General features: G+C 72.2%; 22 protein-coding genes. 15 read left to right on the forward strand and 7 right to left on the reverse strand.

Annotation, left to right across the window (positions count from 1 at the left end; all coding sequences use genetic code 11):
- The first annotated feature begins 30 nt into the window (after window positions 1–30).
- Window positions 31–705, forward strand: coding sequence for a response regulator (locus ACZ51I_RS21415; RefSeq protein ID WP_468878080.1), 675 nt, complete (start codon window positions 31–33; stop codon window positions 703–705).
- Between the two features lie 139 nt (window positions 706–844).
- Here the strand turns inward: ACZ51I_RS21415 and ACZ51I_RS21420 are convergent, their stop codons facing one another.
- Window positions 845–1,933, reverse strand: coding sequence for a DUF5937 family protein (locus tag ACZ51I_RS21420; protein ID WP_468878083.1), 1,089 nt, complete (start codon window positions 1,931–1,933; stop codon window positions 845–847).
- 132 nt (window positions 1,934–2,065) lie between these two features.
- Here ACZ51I_RS21420 and ACZ51I_RS21425 point away from each other — a divergent pair, with 132 nt between their 5' ends.
- A complete protein-coding gene (locus tag ACZ51I_RS21425; RefSeq protein WP_468878085.1) occupies window positions 2,066–2,284 on the forward strand; it encodes a hypothetical protein in 219 nt (72 codons plus the stop codon).
- Window positions 2,285–2,426: 142 nt separating this feature from the next.
- Here the strand turns inward: ACZ51I_RS21425 and ACZ51I_RS21430 are convergent, their stop codons facing one another.
- Entirely contained in the window at window positions 2,427–3,587 is a 1,161-nt protein-coding gene (locus ACZ51I_RS21430) for a threonine aldolase family protein (protein WP_468878088.1), read from the reverse strand.
- A gap of 126 nt (window positions 3,588–3,713) precedes the next feature.
- Between ACZ51I_RS21430 and ACZ51I_RS21435 the strand changes: the two genes are divergently transcribed.
- The 10 genes from ACZ51I_RS21435 to ACZ51I_RS21480 all read left to right on the forward strand — a co-directional run bounded on the left by ACZ51I_RS21435 (window position 3,714) and on the right by ACZ51I_RS21480 (window position 11,729).
- On the forward strand, window positions 3,714–4,646 hold the full coding sequence (locus ACZ51I_RS21435; protein ID WP_468878090.1) for a Rossmann-like and DUF2520 domain-containing protein: 933 nt from the start codon (window positions 3,714–3,716) through the stop codon (window positions 4,644–4,646).
- Complete coding sequence (gene panC, locus ACZ51I_RS21440) at window positions 4,643–5,695, forward strand: pantoate--beta-alanine ligase (protein ID WP_468878093.1); 1,053 nt, start codon at window positions 4,643–4,645, stop codon at window positions 5,693–5,695. The genes ACZ51I_RS21435 and panC overlap by 4 nt, the downstream gene beginning before the upstream one ends.
- Entirely contained in the window at window positions 5,692–7,422 is a 1,731-nt protein-coding gene (locus ACZ51I_RS21445) for an L-aspartate oxidase (RefSeq protein ID WP_468878096.1), read from the forward strand. The genes panC and ACZ51I_RS21445 overlap by 4 nt, the downstream gene beginning before the upstream one ends.
- Window positions 7,423–8,442, forward strand: a complete 1,020-nt coding sequence (gene nadC, locus ACZ51I_RS21450) for a carboxylating nicotinate-nucleotide diphosphorylase (protein WP_468878099.1) — start codon at window positions 7,423–7,425, stop codon at window positions 8,440–8,442.
- Window positions 8,442–9,248: a type III pantothenate kinase gene (locus ACZ51I_RS21455; protein WP_468878102.1), complete on the forward strand. Its 807-nt coding sequence runs from the start codon at window positions 8,442–8,444 to the stop codon at window positions 9,246–9,248. The genes nadC and ACZ51I_RS21455 overlap by 1 nt, the downstream gene beginning before the upstream one ends.
- A gap of 132 nt (window positions 9,249–9,380) precedes the next feature.
- A complete protein-coding gene (locus ACZ51I_RS21460) occupies window positions 9,381–9,953 on the forward strand; it encodes a hypothetical protein (RefSeq protein WP_468878234.1) in 573 nt (190 codons plus the stop codon).
- Between the two features lie 14 nt (window positions 9,954–9,967).
- The gene (locus ACZ51I_RS21465; protein ID WP_352018457.1) at window positions 9,968–10,138 is read left to right on the forward strand and encodes a hypothetical protein; all 171 of its coding nucleotides are present in this window, start codon (window positions 9,968–9,970) and stop codon (window positions 10,136–10,138) included.
- 148 nt (window positions 10,139–10,286) lie between these two features.
- Window positions 10,287–10,706: a BlaI/MecI/CopY family transcriptional regulator gene (locus ACZ51I_RS21470; RefSeq protein WP_468878104.1), complete on the forward strand. Its 420-nt coding sequence runs from the start codon at window positions 10,287–10,289 to the stop codon at window positions 10,704–10,706.
- A 15-nt stretch (window positions 10,707–10,721) separates the two neighbouring features.
- On the forward strand, window positions 10,722–11,240 hold the full coding sequence (locus tag ACZ51I_RS21475; RefSeq protein WP_468878106.1) for an amino-acid N-acetyltransferase: 519 nt from the start codon (window positions 10,722–10,724) through the stop codon (window positions 11,238–11,240).
- A gap of 153 nt (window positions 11,241–11,393) precedes the next feature.
- Window positions 11,394–11,729 carry a histone-like nucleoid-structuring protein Lsr2 gene (locus ACZ51I_RS21480; protein WP_468878108.1) on the forward strand — a complete coding sequence of 112 codons (336 nt, stop codon included), beginning with the start codon at window positions 11,394–11,396 and terminating at the stop codon, window positions 11,727–11,729.
- On the opposite strand, the gene ACZ51I_RS21485 is transcribed toward ACZ51I_RS21480, so the two are convergent.
- Window positions 11,708–12,295, reverse strand: coding sequence for an SCO3374 family protein (locus ACZ51I_RS21485; protein ID WP_468878110.1), 588 nt, complete (start codon window positions 12,293–12,295; stop codon window positions 11,708–11,710). The two genes, ACZ51I_RS21480 and ACZ51I_RS21485, sit on opposite strands and share 22 nt — an antisense overlap.
- A 461-nt stretch (window positions 12,296–12,756) precedes the next feature.
- Between ACZ51I_RS21485 and ACZ51I_RS21490 the strand changes: the two genes are divergently transcribed.
- Complete coding sequence (locus ACZ51I_RS21490) at window positions 12,757–15,279, forward strand: ATP-dependent Clp protease ATP-binding subunit (protein WP_468878112.1); 2,523 nt, start codon at window positions 12,757–12,759, stop codon at window positions 15,277–15,279.
- A gap of 68 nt (window positions 15,280–15,347) precedes the next feature.
- On the opposite strand, the gene ACZ51I_RS21495 is transcribed toward ACZ51I_RS21490, so the two are convergent.
- Complete coding sequence (locus ACZ51I_RS21495) at window positions 15,348–18,110, reverse strand: NACHT domain-containing protein (protein ID WP_468878114.1); 2,763 nt, start codon at window positions 18,108–18,110, stop codon at window positions 15,348–15,350.
- 474 nt (window positions 18,111–18,584) lie between these two features.
- On the opposite strand from ACZ51I_RS21495, the gene ACZ51I_RS21500 reads away from it, so the two are divergent.
- Complete coding sequence (locus ACZ51I_RS21500; RefSeq protein ID WP_468878116.1) at window positions 18,585–19,283, forward strand: M23 family metallopeptidase; 699 nt, start codon at window positions 18,585–18,587, stop codon at window positions 19,281–19,283.
- 6 nt (window positions 19,284–19,289) lie between these two features.
- Here ACZ51I_RS21500 and ACZ51I_RS21505 read toward each other — a convergent pair whose 3' ends face one another.
- Window positions 19,290–19,853: a TetR/AcrR family transcriptional regulator gene (locus ACZ51I_RS21505; RefSeq protein WP_468878118.1), complete on the reverse strand. Its 564-nt coding sequence runs from the start codon at window positions 19,851–19,853 to the stop codon at window positions 19,290–19,292.
- A 108-nt stretch (window positions 19,854–19,961) separates the two neighbouring features.
- Here ACZ51I_RS21505 and ACZ51I_RS21510 point away from each other — a divergent pair, with 108 nt between their 5' ends.
- Window positions 19,962–21,545: an MDR family MFS transporter gene (locus tag ACZ51I_RS21510; protein WP_468878120.1), complete on the forward strand. Its 1,584-nt coding sequence runs from the start codon at window positions 19,962–19,964 to the stop codon at window positions 21,543–21,545.
- Between the two features lie 56 nt (window positions 21,546–21,601).
- On the opposite strand, the gene cseC is transcribed toward ACZ51I_RS21510, so the two are convergent.
- Together cseC and cseB are read right to left on the reverse strand one after the other, a co-directional pair.
- A complete protein-coding gene (cseC, locus tag ACZ51I_RS21515) occupies window positions 21,602–22,918 on the reverse strand; it encodes a two-component system sensor histidine kinase CseC (RefSeq protein WP_468878123.1) in 1,317 nt (438 codons plus the stop codon).
- Window positions 22,919–22,956: 38 nt separating this feature from the next.
- Window positions 22,957–23,658, reverse strand: coding sequence for a two-component system response regulator CseB (gene cseB / locus ACZ51I_RS21520; RefSeq protein ID WP_468878126.1), 702 nt, complete (start codon window positions 23,656–23,658; stop codon window positions 22,957–22,959).
- Window positions 23,659–23,674 lie beyond the last annotated feature (16 nt).

The following is a 23,674-nucleotide window of genomic DNA, read 5'->3' on the forward strand; positions in this document are numbered from 1 at the left end:
ACCAGTGACGACCCCTAAGGAACTGACCTGATGTCCATCCGCGTGATGCTCGTCGACGACCAGGTGCTGCTGCGGACCGGTTTCCGCATGGTGCTCGCCGCCCAGCCGGACATGGAGGTCGTGGCGGAGGCGGGCGACGGGGTGGAGGCGCTCGAGGTGCTGCGGTCGACGGAGGTCGACGTCGTCCTGATGGACGTGCGCATGCCGAAGCTGGACGGCGTGGAGACGACCCGGCGGATCTGCTCGGAGCCGGACGCGCCGAAGGTGCTGATCCTGACCACGTTCGACCTCGACGAGTACGCGTTCTCGGGTCTGAAGGCGGGTGCGAGCGGCTTCATGCTCAAGGACGTGCCGCCGGCCGAGCTGCTCGGCGCGATCCGCTCGGTGCACAGCGGCGACGCGGTGGTGGCGCCCTCGACCACGCGCCGGCTCCTCGACCGCTTCTCGCCGATGCTGCCGTCTTCGGGGAAGGAGCCCCGGCACAAGGAGCTGGAGCGGCTGACGGAGCGGGAGCGCGAGGTGATGATGCTGGTCGCGCAGGGACTGTCGAACGGCGAGATCGCGGCCCGGCTCGTCCTCTCCGAGGCGACGGTGAAGACGCACGTGGGCCGCATCCTGACCAAGCTGGGCCTGCGCGACCGGGTCCAGGTCGTGGTCCTCGCGTACGAGACGGGCCTGGTCCGCGCGGGTGGCGGCGCCGTCTAGGGCGAAAGTAGCGTCGTCCGCCCGGAGGGCGTGCGTGCCAGGCGCCGCCGCGCAGACGGGACTTTCGAAACAGGCCCTAGGGTGCGTGCCGGGCGCCGCCGGGCGGGCGGGACTTCAGATGCCCGCCGTAGCACGGTCCTTACCGGAGCACGCTCTCCAGGAAGTCGCTGCCCAGCCGGGCGACGACGGAGACGTCGAGCTGGTGGAGCACGTACCGGCCGCGGCGCTGGGTGGTGATCAGTCCGGCCTTCTTCATGACCGCGAGGTGGCGGGAGACCTCGGGGGCGGTGATGTTGTACGCGTCGGCCAGCTCGCTCGTCGTGCTGGTGCCGCGCGCCAGACTGCGGCAGAGCCGCATCCGCATCGGATGCGCGACGGCCTCCAGGCGCAGCTTGACCGCTTCGACGGAGGCCGCGCCGCCGAGGTCGCGGGCGGGGATCGGGTACTGGACGACGGGCTGCCAGCCGGGGGTGTGCAGCGCGAAGAGGTGCGGCCAGCCGAAGGCCGTCGGCAGGAACGTCACGGCGGAGCCCTCGGCGGTCGTCCGGCCCTGGACCAGTTTGTCGACGACGATCCGGGAGCCGGCCGCGTCCTCCTCCAGTCTCATCGCCGGGGAGGCGTCGGCGACGGCCTCGGCGAGGCCCTTGCGGCGCAGCAGCTCCGTCTTGTGGCGGGCGTCGGCGGCGAGCTGGATCCGGACGCGGCGCCAGGTGTCCGCGAAGAACGCCTCGTCGCAGTCCTCCAGGAGCCGCCTGATCCACGCGCGCGTGCCGGGCGGATCGGCCAGCATCCGCTCCACGAACGCGGCCTGGCGCGGGCCGCGCGCGGTGGCCAGGTCGAGGGCGCGGCGGCGCATCCGCTCGTCGACGAGCGGGGAGGGCGCGCCGAGCGCGTACTTGTTGTTGCAGGAGATCTCCAGGGCGGCGCCCACGAACCTCTCGTCGTCCAGGCGGTCGAGGTCGTCCAGCTCCTCCGCGAGGGTCTCCCGGGGCTGCGACGGCAGCAGGATGTCCGAGCGGGTGGAGTTCCACATGAAGTCGGCCTCGTGGAGCCGGTCCGCGAGCTCCGGCTTCAGGGCCGCCGTCGTGGTGGTCGTCCAGGCGTGCAGCCTGGGGTGGTGCGCGGGCTCGGCGAGGGCGTGCAGGGCGGCGCCCAGCTCGGCCAGCGGCGAGGGGCAGAAGACGATCCGCTCGTGCGGCAGTCCGGTGATGTCGATGGTCACGCTCACCCGCCCATGGTGGGGGGTGGGACGGGGGTGCTGTCGTCCCGTTTGACGGCCCCCGTCAATCGACGGGCCGCGGATTGACGGGGGCCGTCAATCCGGGGACCGGACCGTGGCGGCGCGGCGCACGGTGACGACATGAACGCGATGCACCAGTACCTCTTCGACACGTACCGCGCCGCCCGTCTCGGGGAGCCGATGCCGCCGGAGCCCGGCACCCAGGACGTCGCCGTGCTGCGGGCCGCCCGCGACCACCGCCGCTCCGAACGGCTGGTGGCGGGCCGCCGGGCGGGCGGAGGGCTGCGCCTCCGGCTCCGCACGGCTCTGCGAGGGAGGCGCCGGCCAGCGTCGGGCTGATGCGGCGGGCGGGTCACCCGGCGTCGGGCTGATGGGGCGGGCGGGTCACCCGGCGTCGGGCTGATGCGGCGGGCGGGTCACCCGGCGTCGGGCTGAGCGCGCGGGCGGGACCTCCCGGCGTCCGGCCGACGGCCCGGCCGCCTCACCCCTCGACGCCCGTCAGGAAGTCCCGTACCGCCTGCTTCACGTCCTCCGCCGTCCACTCCAGGCCGGGCCCGGACACCGTCAGCTCCGTGACCGCCACCCCCGGCGGGCCGCCCGCGACCGGAGAGAACCAGCGGCGGAAGAAGGCGGTGCCGGTCTCCTCGGTCTGGGCGAGGGCCGCCGCCGTCAGGACCTCGGGGTCATACGGCAGCCAGACCTGGAACTGGTGGGTGTGCGGGGTCTCCGGGTGCACCCGGGACCAGCCGGTGCCCGCCTCCGCGAGCGCCTCGCGGACCGCGTCGGCCACCACGCGCGCGTGCGCCACGTACGAGGGCAGCCGGGGCAGCTCGACGTCCAGGCCGCGGAGCGCGGAGAGCGCCGCCGGGTAGTTCTGGAAGACCAGGCCGCCGTACCGGTGCCGCCAGACCCTGGCCTCCTCCATGACGTCCTCGGGGCCGGCGAGCGCGGCCCCGGACATGCCGCCGAGGGACTTGTAGAACGAGACGTACACACTGTCGGCGAGCCCCGCGATCTCCGCGAGCCCGCGGCCGAGACGCGTCGTGCACTCCCACAGCCTGGCCCCGTCGAAGTGGACCACGGCGTCCCGCTCCCGGGCCGCCTCCACCACCTCGGTCAGCTCCTCCCAGGACGGCAGCACGAAGCCGGCGTCCCGCAGCGGCAGCTCCAGCATCAGGGTCCCGAAGGGCTCCGGATGGTCCCGTACCTCCTCGGCGGTGGGCAGCCGGGGCGCGTCGGTCGGGTGGACGGTGCGGAGCCCGGAGACCACCCCGAGCGCCCCGCCCTCGTGGACCTCGGGGTGGGCGAGCGGGTGGAGGGCGACGACGGGGCTGCCCGTGCGGCCGGCCCAGCAGCGCAGCGCCACCTGCTGGGCCATGGTGCCGGTCGGGAAGAAGACGGCGGCGGGGAGGCCGAGCTCCGCGGCGACGCGCCGCTCCAGCTCCTCCACGAGCCCGTTGCCGTACGTGTCGAGTGCCGCCCCGTCGTGACCCGCGGCCTCCGCCCAGGCGGCCAGTTCGCGCAGCCGCCCGCCGACGGTGCCGTCCACCGAGGTGTCCCACAGCGTGCGGGCGGCGCCGCTCCAGACCTTCGCCCGGTGGAGCCGGGCCGCTTCCTCGTCCACAGGAGTCGCAGGGTTCATGGGCCGATCATCACACCACCGCCCACACCCTGTGGACAGCCACGGAGGCAGAACGAACCGCTGGCGTAGCATGACCAGAAATCGTCCGGTACCCGCCGAGGACTGGAACGGAAGGCCGTCCCCACCGTGAACGCACCAGCAGCGCCAGAGCCCAGGCCGTCGGAGCCCCGGGCCGAGGACCGACCCGCCCGGCTCACCGTCGGAGTCGTCGGCGCCGGCCGCGTGGGCCCCGCCCTCGCCGCCTCGCTGCGGCTCGCCGGGCACCGCCCCGTCGCCGTCTCGGCGGTCTCCGAGACCTCCCGGCGGCGCGCCGCCGAACTCCTGCCCGACGTCCCGGTCGTCGAGCCGGCCCGGGTCCTCGCCCTCGCCGACCTGGTCCTGCTGACCGTCCCGGACGACGCGCTGCCGGGCCTGGTCGAGGGCCTCGCCGACACCGGAGCCGTACGGCCCGGGCAGCTGCTCGTGCACACCTCGGGGCGATACGGGGCGCGGGTCCTGGACCCCGCCCGCCGGGCCGGCGCCCTGCCGCTCGCCCTGCACCCCGCCATGACCTTCACCGGCACCGCCGTCGACGTCCAGCGGCTCGCCGGCTGTTGCTTCGGGGTGACCGCGCCCGAGGAGCTGCGGCTCGCCGCCGAGGCACTGGTGATCGAGATGGGCGGCGAGCCCGAGTGGATCGCGGAGGAGGCCCGCCCGCTCTACCACGCGGCCCTGGCCCTCGGCGCGAACCACCTGGTCACGCTGGTGGCCCAGTCGATGGAGCTGCTCCACAAGGCCGGGGTCGCCGCCCCCGACCGGATGCTGGGCCCGCTCCTGGGCGCCGCCCTGGACAACGCCCTGCGGTCCGGGGACGCGGCCCTCACCGGGCCCGTCGCGCGCGGTGACGCCGGCACGGTCGCCGCCCACGTCGCCGAGCTGCGCAAGCACGCGCCCGGCACCGTCGCCGGGTATCTGGCGATGGCCCGCACGACCGCCGACCGGGCGCTCGCGCACGGCCTGCTCAAGCCCGAGCTGGCCGAGGACCTGCTGGGCGTACTCGCCGAGGGGGAGCCCCGATGAACGCCACACCCGCGAGCCCCACACCCGCACCCGCCACCCCCTTCGCGCCCGTCCGGACCGCGCGCGAGCTGCGCGGCCTGGCCGGCGGGGGCGACGGCCGGCGGGCCGTGGTCATGACGATGGGCGCCCTCCACGAGGGCCACGCCACCCTGATCCGTACCGCCCGCGCCGAGGTCGGCCCGGCCGGCACCGTGATCGTCACCGTCTTCGTCAACCCGCTGCAGTTCGGCGCCGGCGAGGACCTCGACCGCTACCCCCGCACCCTCGACGCCGACCTGGCGCTGGCCTTCGAGGCGGGCGCGAGCGCCGTCTTCGCGCCCTCCGTCGACGAGGTCTACCCCGGCGGGGAGCCCCAGGTCCGGATCACCGCGGGCCCCATGGGCGAGCGGCTCGAAGGCGCCTCCCGCCCCGGCCACTTCGACGGCATGCTGACCGTCGTCGCCAAGCTTCTCCACCTCACCGCGCCCGACCTGGCCTTCTTCGGCCAGAAGGACGCCCAGCAGCTGGCCCTGATCCGCCGCATGGCCCGCGATCTGAACTTTCCCGTCGAGATCGTCGGCGTGGAGACCGTCCGCGAGACCGACGGCCTCGCCCTCTCCAGCCGCAACCGCTACCTCTCGGCCGGGGAGCGCCGGACGGCCCTGGCGCTGTCCCGCGCGCTGTTCGCGGCCCGCGAGCGGCTGGCCGCCCAGGAGGCGCTGCGCGCGCGTGCGGCCTCGCTGCCCGGTGCCCAGGGCCGGGCGGAGAACCGCGCCGAGGCGCTGTCGCGGCTCGGCGAGGCACGGGCCGCCGCCGACGCCCACGCGGTCGCGCAGGCCGCCGAGAGCGGCTGCGCCGAGGCCGTACGGGCCGCGGCCCGTGCCGTCCTCGACGAGGCGGCCAAAGCGGAGCCGCCGCTCGCCCTGGACTATCTGGCCCTCGTGGACCCGGCCGACTTCACCGAGGTCACCGACGGCCACGGCGGGGAGGCGATCCTCGCCGTCGCCGCGCGCGTGGGGACCACGCGGCTCATCGACAACATCCCCCTGACCCTCGGAGCCACCAAGTGACCGGAATACGGCTGCACGCGCCCGCGCCGGGCTGGGCCATCGACGCCGACGTCGTCGTGGTCGGCTCCGGGGTCGCCGGCCTCACCGCCGCCCTGCGGTGCACCGCCGCCGGACTCCGTACGGTCGTCGTCACCAAGGCCCGGCTGGACGACGGCTCCACCCGCTGGGCCCAGGGCGGCATCGCGGCCGCGCTCGGCGAGGGCGACACCCCCGAGCAGCACCTCGACGACACCCTCGTCGCCGGGGCCGGGCTCTGCGACGAGCGGGCCGTGCGGGCCCTGGTCACGGAGGGCCCGGACGCCGTCCGCCGCCTGATCGCGACCGGCGCCGACTTCGACAAGACCTCCGACGGCGAGATCGCGCTGACCCGGGAGGGCGGCCACCACCGCCGCCGGATCGCCCACGCGGGCGGGGACGCGACCGGCGCCGAGATCTCCCGCGCCCTGGTCGAGGCGATACGGGACCGGGGCGTGCGCACCATCGAGCACGCCCTCGTCCTGGACCTCCTGACGGACGCCGGGGGCCGCACGGCGGGCGTGACCCTGCACGTCATGGGCGAGGGGCAGCACGACGGCGTCGGCGCCGTCCACGCGCCCGCGGTGGTCCTCGCCACCGGCGGCATGGGCCAGGTCTTCTCGGCCACCACCAACCCGGGCGTCTCCACCGGCGACGGCGTGGCGCTCGCCCTGCGCGCCGGGGCCGAGGTCTCCGACCTGGAGTTCGTCCAGTTCCACCCCACGGTGCTCTTCCTCGGGGCCGGCTCCGAGGGCCAGCAGCCGCTGGTCTCCGAGGCGGTACGGGGCGAGGGCGCCCACCTGGTCGACGCCGACGGGGTCCGCTTCATGCTCGGGCAGCACGAGCTGGCCGAGCTCGCGCCCCGGGACATCGTCGCCAAGGCGATCACGCGCCGGATGCAGGAGCAGGGCGCCGAGCACATGTACCTCGACGCCCGCCACTTCGGCGCCGAGATGTGGGCGGAGCGCTTCCCGACGATCCTCGCGGCGTGCCGCGCCCACGGCATCGACCCGGTGACGGAGCCGATCCCGGTCGCGCCCGCCGCGCACTACGCCTCCGGCGGCGTCCGGACGGACCTGCGCGGCCGGACCACCGTGCCGGGTCTGTACGCGTGCGGGGAGGTCGCCTGCACGGGCGTCCACGGCGCCAACCGGCTGGCCTCGAACTCGCTCCTGGAGGGCCTGGTCTTCGCCGAGCGGATCGTCGAGGACGTCGTGGCCCGCGCCGCAGGCCGCGGCCCGGCGGTCCCGGTGGAGCACCCGGCCCCGGTGGTCCTGCCGCTGCTCGAACCGGCCGCCCGGCGCCGCATCCAGCGCACCATGACCCTGGGCGCGGGAGTGCTCCGGTCCGCCGAGAGCCTGCGCACGGCCTCCCGGGAACTGGAGGCCCTCCACCTCCCGCCGGTCCCCGGCGAGGCGGCCGGGAGGACCCCGGACCGGTCCGCCGAGGCCGGCGACCGGAAGTCCGCCGAGCCGGGCGTCGAGTCCTGGGAGACCACCAACCTGCTCGCCGTCGCCCGCCTGCTGGTCGCGGCGGCGTCCCGCCGCGAGGAGACCCGTGGCTGCCACTGGCGCGAGGACCACCCGGACCGGGACGACACGGACTGGCGCAGGCACCTCGTCGTCCACCTCACCCCGGAGCGGACCCTCGACGTCCGCACCACCGACACCCCCGACTTCCCCCCCACCCTCGACGCCCCCAGGGAGCCGTAAGTGAGCACGCCCGAGGAAGCCCGTCCCGAGCCCGTGGACGTCCCTCTCATCCAGATCAACACGGTCTCCTCCGACGAGACCGGTGGCTGCGGCGACGGCTGTGGCTGCGGCGGCGGCGAGGAGTTCGAGTGCGGGCTCGACCCCGCCCTCGCGCAGCTGCTCGCCGACGCCGGTCTCGACCCCGTCCAGGTCGAGGACATCGCCCACCTGGCGATCGCCGAGGACCTCGACGGCGGGGTCGACGTCACGACCGTGGCGACCGTCCCCGAGGACGCCGTCGCCACCGCCGACTTCACCGCCCGCGAGGCCGGTGTCGTGGCCGGTCTGCGGGTCGCCGAGGCCGTCCTGTCGATCGTCTGCACGGACGAGTTCGAGGTCGAGCGGCACGTCGAGGACGGCGAGCGCGTCGAGGCCGGGCAGGTGCTGCTCAGCGCCACCGCCCGCACCCGCGACCTGCTGACCGGCGAGCGCAGCGCGCTCAACATCCTGTGCCGCCTCTCCGGCATCGCCACCGCCACGCGCGCGTGGGCGGACGCCCTGGAGGGCACGAACGCGAAGGTCCGCGACACCCGCAAGACGACGCCGGGCCTGCGCGCCCTGGAGAAGTACGCGGTCCGCTGCGGCGGCGGCGTCAACCACCGCATGTCGCTCTCCGACGCCGCCCTGGTGAAGGACAACCACGTGGTGGCGGCCGGCGGCGTCGCCCAGGCCTTCAAGGCCGTCCGCGAGCTGTTCCCGGAGGTGCCGATCGAGGTCGAGGTCGACACGCTGCACCAGGTCCGCGAGGTCCTGGACGCGGGCGCCGACCTCATCCTGCTCGACAACTTCACCCCGGGCGAGACCGAGGAGGCCGTCGCCCTGGTCGCGGGCCGCGCCGTCCTGGAGTCCTCGGGCCGGCTGACCCTGGAGAACGCGGCGGCGTACGCGGCGACGGGCGTCGACTACCTGGCGGTCGGCGGCCTCACCCACTCCTCCCCGATCCTCGACATCGGCCTCGACCTGCGCGAGGTGCGGGCCTGATGCTGCTCACCATCGACGTCGGCAACACGCACACGGTGCTCGGTCTCTTCGACGGCGAGGAGATCGTCGAGCACTGGCGGATCTCCACGGACCCGCGCAGGACCGCCGACGAGATGGCGGTCCTGCTCCAGGGCCTCATGGGCATGCATCCGCTGCTCGGCGTCGAGCTGAGCGACGGCATCGAGGGGATCGCCATCTGCGCGACGGTCCCCTCGGTGCTGCACGAGCTGCGCGAGGTGACCCGCCGGTACTACGGGGACGTGCCGGCGGTCCTGGTGGAGCCCGGCGTCAAGACGGGGGTGCCGATCCTCACGGACAACCCCAAGGAGGTCGGCGCCGACCGCATCGTCAACGCCGTCGCGGCCGTCGAGCTGTACGGCGGCCCGGCGATCGTCGTGGACTTCGGCACGGCGACGACGTACGACGCGGTCAGCACGCGCGGCGAGTACGCGGGCGGCGCGATCGCGCCGGGCATCGAGATCTCGGTCGAGGCGCTCGGTGTGAAGGGCGCCATGCTCCGCAAGATCGAGCTGGCCCGGCCGCGGAGCGTGATCGGCAAGAACACGGTCGAGGCCATGCAGTCGGGCATCGTCTTCGGGTACGTGGGCCAGGTCGACGGCGTGGTGGCCCGCATGAAGCGGGAACTGGTCGGACCGAAGGGCGACCCCTCCGACGTCACCGTGATCGCGACCGGCGGCCTGGCGCCGATGGTCCTCGCCGACTCGAAGGAGATCGACGAGCACGAGCCCTGGCTGACCCTGATCGGCCTGCGTCTCGTGTACGAGCGGAACGTCTCCCGCATGTAGACGCCCGCGCGCGGAGACGCGTCCCCGACGCGGACGCGGAGGCCCGGCGCGCCGGAATGATCGCTAAGAGAAAATTGTCCGATTAGCGCGTATCGTCGGCCCATGCCCACGCCATACGGATCCCGCGGCGGCATGGCGTTCAGCGCGGACGAGCTGCGTGTGCTCCGCCGCGCCCTTGCCATCGCCCTCCACCCTGCCCCCCTCCAGGACGAGGACGTCCAGGACTGTCTGCGCCTGGCCGAGTCCGTGGACGAGGCGGTACGCGAGGCCGGCCGGCTGCGCGCCTTCCTCCTCGACGACCTGGCCCGCTACCGCGAGGCGCTGCCCGGATCCCTCAGCGGCTACCTGGAGCTCCTCGGGGACGCCCTGGCCGCTGGCCACGACCCCGCGGTCGACGACCTCGCCGCCCTGCGCGCGCTGCGCCGCAACCCGGCCGCCGCCGCGCTGCTCGCCCGCTGCCAGGTCCTCGCCGAGCGCTCCGTACGCGCGCGCCTGGCCCGTGTCTCCCAGGCCACCGCCTCGACCGCGCCCGGCGCCTCCCGGGCCCGGCTGACGGCCCTGCCCGGCGGGCGCAAGACGGGTGACGAGCCCAAGCCGAACCCGCCCGCCCCGGGCGAGCGCCCGGTGCCCAAGCCCTCCGAGGTCTTCCCGCCGCGCCGCCGCCCGGTTCCGCCGCCCCCGCCCGAGGAGCGGGTCGCCGGATAGCTACTCTGGTCGCCATGGACTACGTATCCGCGCTTTTGCCCCCCATCGTGATGGCCGCGTTCTTCATCGCCCTCGTCACCGTGATCGTCAAGAGCCAGGGCGGCCCGAACAAGGCCAAGGAGGACGCGGTCGTGGACGCCGCCCTCGCCCGCGCCGAGGCCGCCCGCCAGGCGGACGGCTCCTAGCGAGCGGCTCCCCGCGGGCCTCTCTCCGTACTCCCGGCTCCGCCCGTACGCGCCAAGGGTGTGCGACCGCTTCCGGTCGTGCACCCTTTTCGTCGTTCTTGAGCGGGAAATAGCCGCTTGTCACGGTTTCTCGCACTATGGTGGCGGTGTGCCCCGCCCCTTGGGAGAACTCGAAGACGCCGTCATGACGCGCGTCTGGCAATGGAACCGCCCGGTCACCGTCCGGGAAGTCCTGGAGGACCTCCAGCAGGAACGGTCCATCGCCTACACCACCGTCATGACCGTCATGGACAATCTCCACCAGAAGGGCTGGGTGCGCAGGGAGGTCGAAGGCCGCGCCTATCGATATACGGCGGTCTCCACCCGCGCCGCGTACTCGGCCGCGCTCATGAACGAGGCCTGGTCGCAGAGCGACAACCCCGCCGCCGCGCTCGTCGCCTTCTTCGGCATGATGTCGCCGGAACAGCGGGAGTCGCTGACCGACGCCATCCGGATCGTCCAGCGCGACAACCCGGTCCCCGCCGCCCCGCGAGAGGCCGAGGGCGGCGAAGGGGCACCCCGCCCGTAGCGATAGCGTCCCCCCATGTCGACCTCCGCCAAAGCCGTCACCGTACGCCGGGCCCGCACCAGCGATGTGGCCGCGGTCCGCCGTCTCGTCGATCCTTTCGTGCGGCGCGGCATCCTCCTCGACAAGGCGACCGTGACCCTTTACGAGTCCATCCAGGAGTTCTGGGTAGCGGAACGCGACGAGGACGCCACCGTCGTCGGCTGCGGCGCACTCCACGTCATGTGGGAAGACCTCGCCGAAGTCCGCACTCTCGCCGTCGACCCCGAGTTCAAGGGCGCCGGCGTCGGACATCAGGTGCTGGGCAAGTTGTTGCAGACCGCCCGATGGCTCGGGGTGCGGCGGGTATTCTGCCTGACCTTCGAAGTCGACTTCTTCGCGAAGCACGGCTTCGTCGAGATCGGGGAGACCCCGGTCGACGGAGATGTCTACAGCGAGCTCCTGCGTTCCTATGACGAGGGTGTCGCCGAGTTCCTCGGTCTCGAACGAGTGAAGCCGAACACCTTGGGCAACAGCCGGATGCTTCTGCACCTGTGACGCGGAAGCCGGGGATCCTGTCACGGAGCCCTATGTCCGAATCGCGCACGTTTCCCGCGCTGCCGGGGTTCTGAACCTCTCCCAGGGGTTTGTGTTTTTCCGGGAAAAGCGGTTTCCTTTCCGCGTACTGCATTTTCGATGAAAGGAAATCCGGTGGCACAGAAGGTTCAGGTCCTTCTTGTCGACGACCTCGACGGCGTCGAGGCGGACGAGACCGTGACGTTCGCGCTGGACGGCAAGACCTACGAGATCGACCTCACCACCGCCAACGCGGAAAAGCTCCGTGGCCTGCTCGAGCCGTACACCACGAGCGGCCGCCGCACCGGTGGCCGCACCACCGGCGGACGCGGCAAGGGCCGTGCCGCGGCGACGGGCAGCCAGGACACCGCGAAGATCCGCGCGTGGGCCAAGGAGAACGGCATGAACGTCAACGACCGCGGTCGCGTTCCCGCCGACATCAAGGCCGCCTACGAGGACGCGAACCGCTGAGGCGACAGCTGCTGAGCCGCCCCACGGGTGCGGGCACTCAGCAGCCGCCCCCGGTGGCACTCCGCCGCGGCGGCGGCCACGAGACGCACCAGACAGGGGGCGCCCGCAACGCCCCAGGGTGCGGACCGCAGCGCCGGCAGCGAGGACTCGACCTCGCGGCCCGGCGCGGGGGCCCGCAGCCACACCGCGGCGCCCGGCGCGCCGGAGCCGCCCCGCCCCGGGGGAAGGGGCGCGGTCATCCGGCCGTCGGCACCGAGGATCGCGAGATCGAGCGAGATCCCGCCCCACTCCAGCCAGTCGAGCAGCCCCGGTAGCTCCTCCGCGCTCCCCGGGGCCACGAGCAGCCCCATCCGGCGCCCCATCAGGGCCACCGGCCCCGTCGCCGCACCCACCCGGTGCAGCACGGAACGACCGGCCGCGGCGGGCAGTTCCAGGACGTCGAACCGCAGCCCCGTCACCAGCCCCACCGGCGGGCCCGCCACCGTGGCCCAGCCGAGCTCGTCCTCGTACCATCGCGCGATGTCGCCGTCGATCGGCGAGCGGGGGAGAGGGACGGTGAAGGCCATACCCGGGGAACTCCCTCGGGGGCCCGGGGGTTACGCCCGCGGTGACACAGCGTCCTCATCGCGTCGCACAAGGTGGTCGCCGGGGGGCGTACGAGTGCGTTCGGGCGCGCAAGGGTGTTCGCTGGTAGCGGAGGGAACCGGGGTGCGCCGCATGGAGTGTCGGTGCTTACGGGTAAGACATTCCTAGTGGAGAGGGGCGACTCGCGGGCTTCGGCGTCTCACGTTCGCCATCGGCGTACTGATGGCGCGGGTAACTACTTGGCCTGCGGGAACATCGTCTCGCACCATCGGGTTGGAGCATTTGTCGGCTGTTCGGCAGCAGGTCTCCCCGCTGAAGAGGGGGTGATCCGGACGGATGTCGGCAGTTGGAATGAGCGGTCCCCGCTTGCGGGACTAAGCTGCGGAAGGACAGGGAGGGGATCGACCCCTAACTGACTGACCGCTCTGAGGAGCGATTAACGATGTTCGAGAGGTTCACCGACCGCGCGCGGCGGGTTGTCGTCCTGGCTCAGGAAGAAGCCCGGATGCTCAACCACAACTACATCGGCACCGAGCACATCCTTCTGGGCCTTATCCACGAGGGTGAGGGTGTCGCCGCTAAGGCCCTGGAGAGCCTCGGGATTTCGCTCGAGGCGGTCCGCCAGCAGGTTGAGGAGATCATCGGGCAGGGGCAGCAGGCCCCGTCCGGCCACATCCCCTTCACCCCGCGTGCCAAGAAGGTCCTGGAGCTCTCGCTCCGTGAGGCCCTCCAGCTCGGCCACAACTACATCGGCACCGAGCACATCCTGCTCGGCCTGATCCGCGAGGGCGAGGGCGTCGCCGCCCAGGTCCTCGTGAAGCTGGGCGCCGACCTCAACCGGGTGCGGCAGCAGGTCATCCAGCTGCTCTCCGGCTACCAGGGCAAGGAAGCCGCCACGGCCGGCGGTCCTGCCGAGGGCACCCCCTCGACGTCCCTGGTCCTCGACCAGTTCGGCCGGAACCTCACCCAGGCGGCCCGCGAATCCAAGCTCGACCCGGTCATCGGGCGCGAGAAGGAGATCGAGCGGGTCATGCAGGTGCTGTCCCGCCGCACCAAGAACAACCCGGTCCTCATCGGCGAGCCCGGCGTCGGCAAGACCGCCGTCGTCGAGGGCCTGGCGCAGGCCATCGTCAAGGGCGAGGTGCCCGAGACCCTCAAGGACAAGCACCTCTACACCCTGGACCTCGGCGCGCTGGTCGCCGGCTCCCGCTACCGCGGTGACTTCGAGGAGCGCCTGAAGAAGGTCCTCAAGGAGATCCGCACCCGCGGCGACATCATCCTGTTCATCGACGAGCTCCACACCCTCGTGGGTGCGGGCGCCGCCGAGGGCGCGATCGACGCCGCCAGCATCCTCAAGCCGATGCTGGCCCGCGGTGAGCTGCAGACCATCGGTGCCACCACCCTCGACGAGTACCGGAAGTACCTGGAGAAGGACGCGGCCCTCGAGCGCCGCTTCCAGCCCATCCAGGTCGCCGAGCCGTCGCTGCCGCACACGATCGAGATCCTCAAGGGCCTGCGCGACCGGTACGAGGCCCACCACCGGGTCTCCATCACCGACGAGGCCCTCGTCCAGGCCGCGACCCTGGCCGACCGGTACATCTCGGACCGCTTCCTCCCGGACAAGGCGATCGACCTGATCGACGAGGCCGGTTCCCGGATGCGCATCCGCCGGATGACCGCGCCGCCGGACCTCCGCGAGTTCGACGAGAAGATCGCCGGCGTCCGCCGCGACAAGGAGTCCGCGATCGACTCGCAGGACTTCGAGAAGGCCGCCTCGCTCCGCGACAAGGAGAAGCAGCTCCTCGCCGCGAAGGCCAAGCGGGAGAAGGAGTGGAAGGCCGGCGACATGGACGTCGTCGCCGAGGTCGACGGCGAGCTGATCGCCGAGGTCCTCGCGACCGCCACCGGCATCCCGGTCTTCAAGCTGACCGAGGAGGAGTCCTCGCGTCTGCTCCGCATGGAGGACGAGCTCCACAAGCGCGTCATCGGCCAGAAGGACGCCGTCATCGGCCTCTCGCGGGCGATCCGTCGTACGCGAGCCGGTCTGAAGGACCCGAAGCGCCCCGGTGGCTCGTTCATCTTCGCCGGCCCGTCCGGCGTCGGTAAGACCGAGCTTTCGAAGGCCCTCGCCGAATTCCTCTTCGGCGACGAGGACGCGATGATCTCCCTCGACATGTCGGAGTTCAGCGAGAAGCACACGGTTTCCCGGCTCTTCGGCTCGCCGCCCGGATACGTGGGCTACGAAGAGGGCGGCCAGCTCACCGAGAAGGTGCGCCGCAAGCCGTTCTCCGTCGTCCTCTTCGACGAGGTCGAGAAGGCCCACCCCGATATCTTCAATTCCCTTCTCCAGATCCTGGAGGACGGTCGCCTGACCGACTCCCAGGGCCGGGTCGTGGACTTCAAGAACACGGTCATCATCATGACGACCAACCTCGGGACCAGGGACATCTCGAAGGGCTTCAACCTGGGCTTCGCCGCCCAGGGCGACACGAAGTCCAACTACGAGCGGATGAAGGCGAAGGTCAGCGACGAGCTGAAGCAGCACTTCCGCCCGGAGTTCCTCAACCGTGTGGACGACATCATCGTCTTCCCGCAGCTGACGCAGGACGACATCCTCCAGATCGTCGACCTGATGGTCAGCCGTGTCGACGAGCGCCTCAAGGACCGGGACATGGGCCTCGAGCTCTCCCAGTCCGCGAAGGAGCTGCTCGCCAAGAAGGGCTACGACCCCGTGATGGGCGCCCGGCCGCTGCGCCGGACGATCCAGCGCGAGATCGAGGACACGCTCTCGGAGAAGATCCTCTTCGGCGAGCTCCGCCCCGGTCACATCGTGGTCGTGGACACGGAGGGCGAGGGCGAGGAGCGCAAGTTCACCTTCCGCGGCGAGGAGAAGACGGCTCTGCCGGACGCCCCGCCGGTCGAGGCGACGGGCGGCACGGGCCCGAACCTCTCGAAGGACGCGTGACGCAGGCGCTGAGCGCTGAGCGATAAGGGGCGGCCCCGGAACCTGATGGTTCCGGGGCCGCCCCTTCGTCACGGTGTGAAGGGGTCGAACGCGCTGCGCGTGACGCGGTAGGCGTGGACGGCGGTCAACTCTCGAAGAGCCTCGAGGGGCGCCGTGTCGTCCGCGGTGGGAAGGTACTGGTCCGGGCCGTACACGTGAAGCTCTCGCAGGTGCGGGAACACTTGGGAGATGGTTTCGAACGGCAGTGGGTCGGAGGCGGCCCACAGGTGGAGTTCCGTCAGCCGTGGCAGACGGAGGTCGGTCAGACGGCGGATCAGCGAGCCGCCGTCGACGCCGTGGGGCAGTTTGAGCGTCCGCACGTGCGGGAGCAGCTCCCGTAGCGCCGCGAGAGCGGTCACACCGAGCGGTACGCGGATGTCCAGGGAACCGGGCCGCAGACCGAGCCGTACCAGTGCGGCGACATGCTCCTCGTTCTCGACGGTGTAGTCCAGCCGGTCGGGCCGGAGCCGCGCGACGATCTCCTCCGCGTACCGCTCCGTGTCGAAGCGGAACCACGACCAGATGAGCTGAGACCTGACCCCGAGCGCAGGGTGGTCCGCGAACCGGGCGAGATAGGGGATCGCGGCGTCGAGCGTGACATGGGTCGCTGCCGTCACCACCAGACGGGCCTCCTCGTCGCTCAGCCCCTCCGGGCCGGGCAGCAGGTCGAGGGCCAGTCGGCCCACGGCCGCCAGCTCGCGGGCCTCGTCAGGGGTTCGTGGCGGGATCACCTCCGCCGCGCGGGCCAGGACCCGTTCCCGTACCTCGGGGGACACCTCCGTGGCGTGGTCGAGGGCCGTCGCCGCCAGCATGAGGAGGCGGAGGCGGATGCGGCGCTCCTCGGCGGAGTCCGCCGCTGCCAACAGTTCGCGCAGGATCTCCGCGCACTCGCGCGGCCGTGCGTGCCCCACCGCCATGCGGATGACGTCCTCCCACTGGTCGTCGGCCGCGTGGCGGACCAGGACGCCGATGTCCCAGCGGTCCACCAGGGCCTTCGCGGCGAGGTGGTCCTGGAAGGTGCGGTGGACGAACTCGACCGTGTCGGTCGTCGGCTCGCGCAGGAGGCCGCTGCGGTGGAGGAGGTGGGTGAAGACCCTCTCCGGCGGATACTGCGCGGCCTCCTGGACCGCCGGGACCGCCTCCCGTACGAGCGATTCCGCGTGAGCCCGGTCCAGCTGGGTGCGGCCGTTCAGCGTCAACCAGTACGCGAGGCGCTGGATCAACTGGATCTGGGGCGCCTCGTCGAGGGCGATGCCGGACGGGGCTCCCATGTCCCGCTCGCGGTCGCGGCGTACGAGGAGCATCGACAGGGCGGCCTCGTAGAGGGCTTTGCGGCCCCGGGGCAGGAAGCCGCGCCGGTCGCGGTGGAGGGCGCAGATGAGCCCGCACATCAGGGGGTTGGTGGCGAGCTGGGCGACGTGCTCGGCGGTGCGCAGGGCGTCGAGGAGGGGTTGCTCGTACGGCTCCGCCTCCGGCCCGGCGGCCCGGTGCCAGCGGCGTACGAAGGTGGCGACCTCGGCGCGGGTCATGGGGGAGAGGGCCAGCTCCGTGAAGCCGTCGCCGGCCAGCCAGCCGTCGCTCACGGCGGTGGGGCGTGAGGTGACGAGCCAGCGGTTGCCCTCGTACGAGTCGAGGAGGGTCCGGAGCCACTCGCGGGCCCGGCCGCGCTCGGTCTCGGGGATCTCGTCGATGCCGTCGACGAGGAGCAGCCCCCGCCCGGCGGCGAGGACCCGGTCGGTCCAGCCCTCGGGCGGGGTGAGCGGGCAGCCGGCGGCGGCCAGGAAGAGGTCGGGGGCGGGGAGCCGCTCACCATGGCGCGTCAGGGCGCGCAGGGGGAGGACGAAGGGGACGCGGCCCCGGAGGTACGCCATGCCGTCCGCGGGACCTCCGGGTGCCGCGCCGCCCGTGGGGGCCCCGGTCGCGGCCGAGACCGTCAGCCACTGGACGAGGGTCGTCTTGCCGGAGCCGGCGAGGCCGCGCAGCAGGACCTTGTCGTGCCGGGCGAGGGCGAGGTCGGCGCGGACGGCCTGTTCCCGCTGGTGCGGGACCGCCTCGTCGGGCAGGCCGGGAACGGGGTCCCCTCCCGTCGCCTCCAGGGACAGATAGGCGAGGTCGAGCGGCCACCGGTCCGGTGAGTGGTGCAGGTCGATGCCGTAGATCGTGAGGCGGCCGTGCTTCTTGGCGAGGTGGGCGAGGTAGCGGGCCTCGAAGTCCGCGTCCCGGGAGTCCGTCCGTGGGGTCCGCCGGATGACCTCGTCGACCTTCGTGAGGAGCTCGGCCTGGGCGCGGGTCTGTTCCACCAGGCCGCGGGCCACGAACGTGGAGCGCTGGGTGAAGAACTCCAGGATGTGCAGGCAGGCCCACTCCGTCAGGGATTCCAGGTAGAGGGCCGAGTCCGCCGAGAGGCCGTCGGGGGGCGTGGCGGCCGCGCGGAGGCGGCGGGCGAGCTCGCGGTGGCCGAGGCGGACGGCCTGGACGTCGTCCATGTCGAGGTCGCCGAGGGCGAGGAGGGTCCTCGCGAGGGTGTCGGTGACGGCCTCGGTCTCGTCGGCGGGGAAGGGCCGCTCGCCGTCCGCGCGGAGGGACCGGTCGACCAGGGTCGTGGCCAGTTTCCGGACGTCCCGTTCGCCGAGGGTGCGCTTCTCGCCGCGGAAGGAGACCAGGGAGGAGAGCCGGACGGTACCCGACGAGCCGGTGAGGCCGGCGCCCGGACCATCGCTGACCAGCAGTTTCCTCAGCAGCGGGCCGATCGCGGCCGAGGCGAGGCGGGTGCCGATGAGTGCCGGTTCCATGTGTGTCCCCCTGTGGATTCCCGAAGCGGTCAGCGTAGTGCGGGACGACGTTCCGGGCGGCTCGGTCGCGTGACCCAGGTCGCATCGGGGGGCGCCGGCTGGTGACAAGGCGCACAGGCGTTTTGAGGGGTACTAGCCGGAATAGTGGCGACCTTTGGTGTGGATTCGGGACGTTCCGGTGCAAACCGTCGGGACTTTGGTCCCGGAGGGTCCCGAACCGGGCGTGGGCCGCTTTTTGGGCGGTTCCGGGCGGCCGTGACGTGGGCTTAAACCGATTCCCTTGTGGCGGTATGTCCGTTTTCGCGACCCCTGACCGGGGTCGTCAAGAGGTGAACTTTCCTGGAGATCGCTACGACGCTATGTCGTAGATGGGGTGTTTTGGCCGGGTCGGGGGTCCGGGTTACCAAGGATGAGCAAGCCCGGCGCAGCAACGTCCCGCGTCGGGTCCCGTACTTCCCGGAGGTTTTCCCCCGTATGTCGAAGCGCGTCATGAACCCCGCCGCCCGTATCACCGCCGTTGCTCTCGCCACCGCGGGTCTGGGAGCGTCGCTGGTGGCCGGAGCAGGGTCCGCCTTCGCCGCCGAGGGCAAGGCCGCCGCCCCGGTCGCGCTGACCGCGTCCGCCGCCGTCGCCGCCCAGGCCGACGCCCAGGCCCACGTCGCCGCCCAGGTGAAGGCCGCCGTCGCGAAGGCCGCCGCCGCGAAGACCACCGCCGTGAAGGCCGTCCCCGTGAAGGCCGTCAAGAAGGCGACTCCGGCCTGGGTCAAGCCGGTCACCTCGTACACCCTCAGCGCCAGCTTCAACCAGGGCGGCGCCATGTGGGCCCACAAGCACTCCGGCCAGGACTTCGCCGTCCCGGTCGGCACCCCGGTCAAGGCCGCGGCCTCGGGCACCGTCGTGAAGGCCGGCCCGAACGGCGGCGGCGACGGCCCCGCGTACGGCAACGCGATCGTCGTCAAGCACGCCAACGGCACGTACTCGCAGTACGCCCACCTGTCGAAGATCAAGGTCTACATAGGCCAGAAGGTCGGCGCCGGCCAGCAGATCGCCCTCTCGGGCAACACCGGCAACTCCTCCGGCCCCCACCTGCACTTCGAGATCCGTACGACCCCGAACTACGGCTCCGCCGTCAACCCGATGGCCTTCCTCCGGTCGCACGGCGTCGGCGTCTGACGCTTCTCAGCGGGCCCCGTGGGCCCGGTTCAGCAGATCGAGGGCGACCTCGAGGGTGGCCGCGTGCTTCTCCTCGGGGTCGCCCTCGATGTTCTGCATGAAGAACGCGCCCGCGTGCAGCGTGAAGATCGCGGAGACGCAGCGGACCTGGTCCACCATCGCGAAGCCGGGATCCTGGAGCAGGCCGGTCAGCTCGATCATGCGCTCCTTGAAGGTGAGCCCCACGCTGAGCTCGCGCACCGTGGCCTGGTTCTCCTGCATGAAGCGGAAGAGCGGGGCCGCCGCCCGCAGCGCCACCTGGTAGCGCCGCAGGATCTCCCGCTTGGTCTCCACGGTGGAGGGCTGCTCCCGGCCCCAGGCGATCAGCTCGTCCATCGGCCGGGTCAGGTCCTCGAAGATCCCGATGAGGATGTCTTCCTTGGTCTTGAAGTGGTAGTAGAGCGCGGCCTTGGTGACGTCGAGGCGTTCCGCGATCTCGCGCAGCGAGGTCTTCTCGTAGCCCTGCTCGGCGAAGAGGTCGAGGGCCACGTCCTGGATGCGCTGACGGGTGTTGCCTCGGGCCTGGGCCATGGTCTCTCGCTTCCACAGATACTTACTTGACGACCGGCAAGTTACGGGTCTACCGTCCCCAGTGTAGTAACTAGCCGGGCGGCAAGTAAGGAAGCGACGGGGATCGGAATGGCGACGAAACAGAACGTTCAGGCAGCAGAGGGGAAGGCCGCGGAACCGCGGCAGCGCAGCGTACGCGTCGTCCTCCTCGCCCTCATGATCGCGATGCTGCTCGCGATGCTGGACAACATGATCATCGGCACGGCGATGCCGACGATCGTCGGTGAGCTCGGCGGCCTGGAGCACCTCTCCTGGGTCGTCACCGCCTACACCCTGGCCACCGCCGCCTCCACCCCCCTCTGGGGCAAGGTCGGCGACATGTTCGGCCGCAAGGGCGTCTTCCTCACCTCGATCGTGATCTTCCTGATCGGCTCGGCACTCAGCGGCATGGCCCAGGACATGGGCCAGCTCATCGGCTTCCGCACGATCCAGGGCCTCGGCGCCGGCGGCCTGATGGTCGGCGTCATGGCGATCATCGGCGACCTCATCCCGCCCCGCGAGCGCGGCAAGTACCAGGGCATGATGGCCGGCGTGATGGCCCTCGCCATGATCGGCGGCCCCCTCGTCGGCGGCACCATCACCGACCACTGGGGCTGGCGCTGGTCCTTCTACATCAACCTGCCGCTCGGCGCCGTCGCCCTCGCCATGGTCACCACCGTCCTGCACCTGCCGAAGAAGCAGCGCGCCACGGGCACCCGGATCGACTTCCTCGGCGCCGCGCTGCTCACCGCCGGCATCACCGCGATCGTCCTCGTCACCACCTGGGGCGGCACGGAGTACGCCTGGGGTTCGGCCACCATCGTCGGCCTCGCGGTCGGCGGCGCCGCCGCCCTCGCCGCCTTCCTCTTCGTGGAGACCCGGGCGAGCGACCCGATCATGCCGCTGCACATCTTCCGCAGCCGCAACTTCACCCTGATGTCCCTGATCGGCTTCATCACCGGCTTCGTGATGTTCGGCGCGGTCCTCTACCTGCCGATCTTCCAGCAGGCCGTGCAGGGCGCCTCGGCCACCAACTCCGGCCTGCTGCTCCTGCCGATGCTGCTGTCGATGATGGTCGTCTCGCTGCTCGTCGGCCGCTTCACGACCAGCACCGGCAAGTACAAGGTCTTTCCGATCGTGGGCGGCGCGCTCATGGTGGCCGGCCTGTTCCTGCTCTCCACGATGGACACCGGCACCTCGCGCCTCGTCTCCGGGATCTGGATGGCCGTCCTCGGCGCCGGCATGGGCTTCCTCATGCAGATCACCATGCTGGTCGCCCAGAACAGCGTGGAGATGAAGGACATGGGCGTCGCCTCGTCCTCCACCACCCTCTTCCGGACGCTCGGCTCCTCCTTCGGCGTCGCGATCATGGGCGCGCTCTTCACCAGCCGCGTCCAGGACGAGATGGCCTCCCGCGGCGGGGCCGGGCTCACGGAGCGCACCGCCCAGCTCGACGCGGCGAGCCTCGCCAAGCTGCCGGCCGCGCTCCGCGAGGCCTACCAGCACGCGGTCGCCTCCGGCACCCACGGCGCCTTCCTGGTCGCCTCCGCCGTCGCCGTCCTCGGCTTCGTCCTCGCCTTCTTCGTCAAGGAGGTGGCGCTCCGCGGCGCCGGACCGGCCGCGGCCCCGCAGGCGGACGCCGACGACACCGCGAAGGTCGCCGAGACGGTCTGACCGCCGGTACGACAGTGGGGCCGGTCCTGGAAAGGACCGGCCCCACCGTCATGCGCTCACTCCGGCAGCCGCAGCATCGGGAAGCTTCCCGTGTTCGTCGGCGCGTGGTCCGGCAGCCACAGCACCGCGATCGCGCCGCCCACCCCGCCCGGAGCCCCCTCCGCGGCCACGTTCCGGAAGGTCAGCCGGGCGCCGAGCACCCGGGCCTGGCCCGCCGCGATCGTCAGACCCAGGCCGTGGCCCTGGCCCGCCCGGTCGCTCGTCCCCGTGCGGAAACGACTCGGGCCCTCCTTGAGGAGCGCCTCGGGAAACCCCGGACCATGGTCGCGGACGCGCACCACCCGGCCCTCGACGGTGACCTCGACCGGCGGCCTGCCGTGCTTGGCGGCGTTGGCGAGCAGATTGCCGAGGACCCGCTCCAGACGGCGCGGATCGGTGTTCACCCAGGACTCGTGCACGACCCGGACGACGACCTCCGGGTCCAGGGCCCGCACCCGCCGCTCCACGAACTCGCCGAGCGCGACCTCCTGGAGCTCCGCCCGCTCCGACGCGCTGTCGAGCCGGGCCACCTCCAGGACGTCCTCGACCAGCGTCCGCATGGCCTGCGCCCGGTCCCGTACGAGCTCGGTCGGACGCCCCGGCGGCAGCAGCTCGGCCGCCGTGAGCAGCCCGGTGACGGGGGTGCGCAGCTCGTGCGCGATATCGGCGGTGACCCGCCGCTCGGCCTCGATCCGCTCGTTCAGGGCATCGGTCAGCGCGTCCACCGCCCACGCCAGGTCGTCCGTCTCGTCCCGTACGACCCCGCCGACTGCCTCCCGCACCCGGACGTCCGTGTTGCCCTGGGCCACCCGGCCCGCCGCGACGGCGGCCTTCCGCAGCCGCCGCGAGAGCTGCCCGCCAATGAGCACGCCGAGCGCGCAGCCGCCGAAGACCACCGACACCGAGCCGATGACGAGGGCCCGGTCCAGATCGCTCATGATCGTCGCGCTGCGGTCGGCGAACGGGATGTGCAGCGAGAGGACGTCACCGTTGGCGAGCGGCACGGCCGCCCACACGTCCGGCGGCCCGCCGTGCCGGTGCTCCTGCACATACGTCCCGCGCCGCTTGTCCCGCATCAGCTGGTCCAGCTGGGCCGGCAGCGCCGGATCGTTGATCTTCGTGCCGAAGCGGGGCTCCTTCGGCTTCGACGTCTCGTACATGCGCTGCGCGAAGAGCAGCCGCTCCATCTGCACCTCGCGCGCGTTGTCGAGCATCGAGATGCGGGCGGCGTTGTGCACGACGACGCTCAGGGTGATCGCGATGAGGGCGCCGACCGCCGCGATGGCGACGGCGATCTTCCAGCGGACCCCGGTCCGCAGGGGGAGCAGCTTCACCGGCCCACCTCGGTGGGTGTCTTGAGGATCATGCCGGGCTAGCTCTTGAGCTTGTAACCGAAACCGCGCACGGTCTCGATCCGGTCCTGGCCGATCTTGGCGCGCAGCCGCTGCACATGGACGTCCACGACCCGGGTGTCCCCGCCCCAGCCGTACTCCCAGACCCGCTCCAGGAGCTTGTCCCGGGACAGCACGGTGCCCGGCGCCGACGAGAACTCCAGGAGCAGCCGCATCTCGGTCGGGGTCAGCGCCACCGGCACCCCGCCCTTGTGGACCTCCATGCCCTCGGTGTCGACCTCCAGGTCGCCGAAGACGAGCAGCCCGCCGTCCGCCGGCTCGTCGCCGCGCTCGCCCGCTCCGGCGCCGCCCGCGTGCCCGAAGCGGCGCAGCACGGCCCGGATGCGGGCCATCAGGACCGAGCCGTCGAAGGGCTTGGTGACGTAGTCGTCGGCCCCGGCCTCCAGGCCGAGCACGACGTCGATCGAGTCGGCGCGCGCCGAGAGCATGATGACGGGCACGGTCGACTCGTCCCGGATGCGGCGGCAGAGGCTGACCCCGTCCATCCCCGGCAGCATCACGTCGAGCAGGGCGATGTCGGGCCGCTGCGCCCGGAAGGCGTCCAGGCCGGAGAGCCCGTCGGGCATGGCGGTCACCCGGAAGCCGTCCCGCTCCAGGGCGAGCTGGGTGGCCTCACGGATGACATCGTCGTCCTCGACGAACAGGACATGGGTTTCGGCCATCGTGCGTGCCCTTCGG

The organism is Streptomyces sp. NPDC034084 (assembly GCF_055575535.1).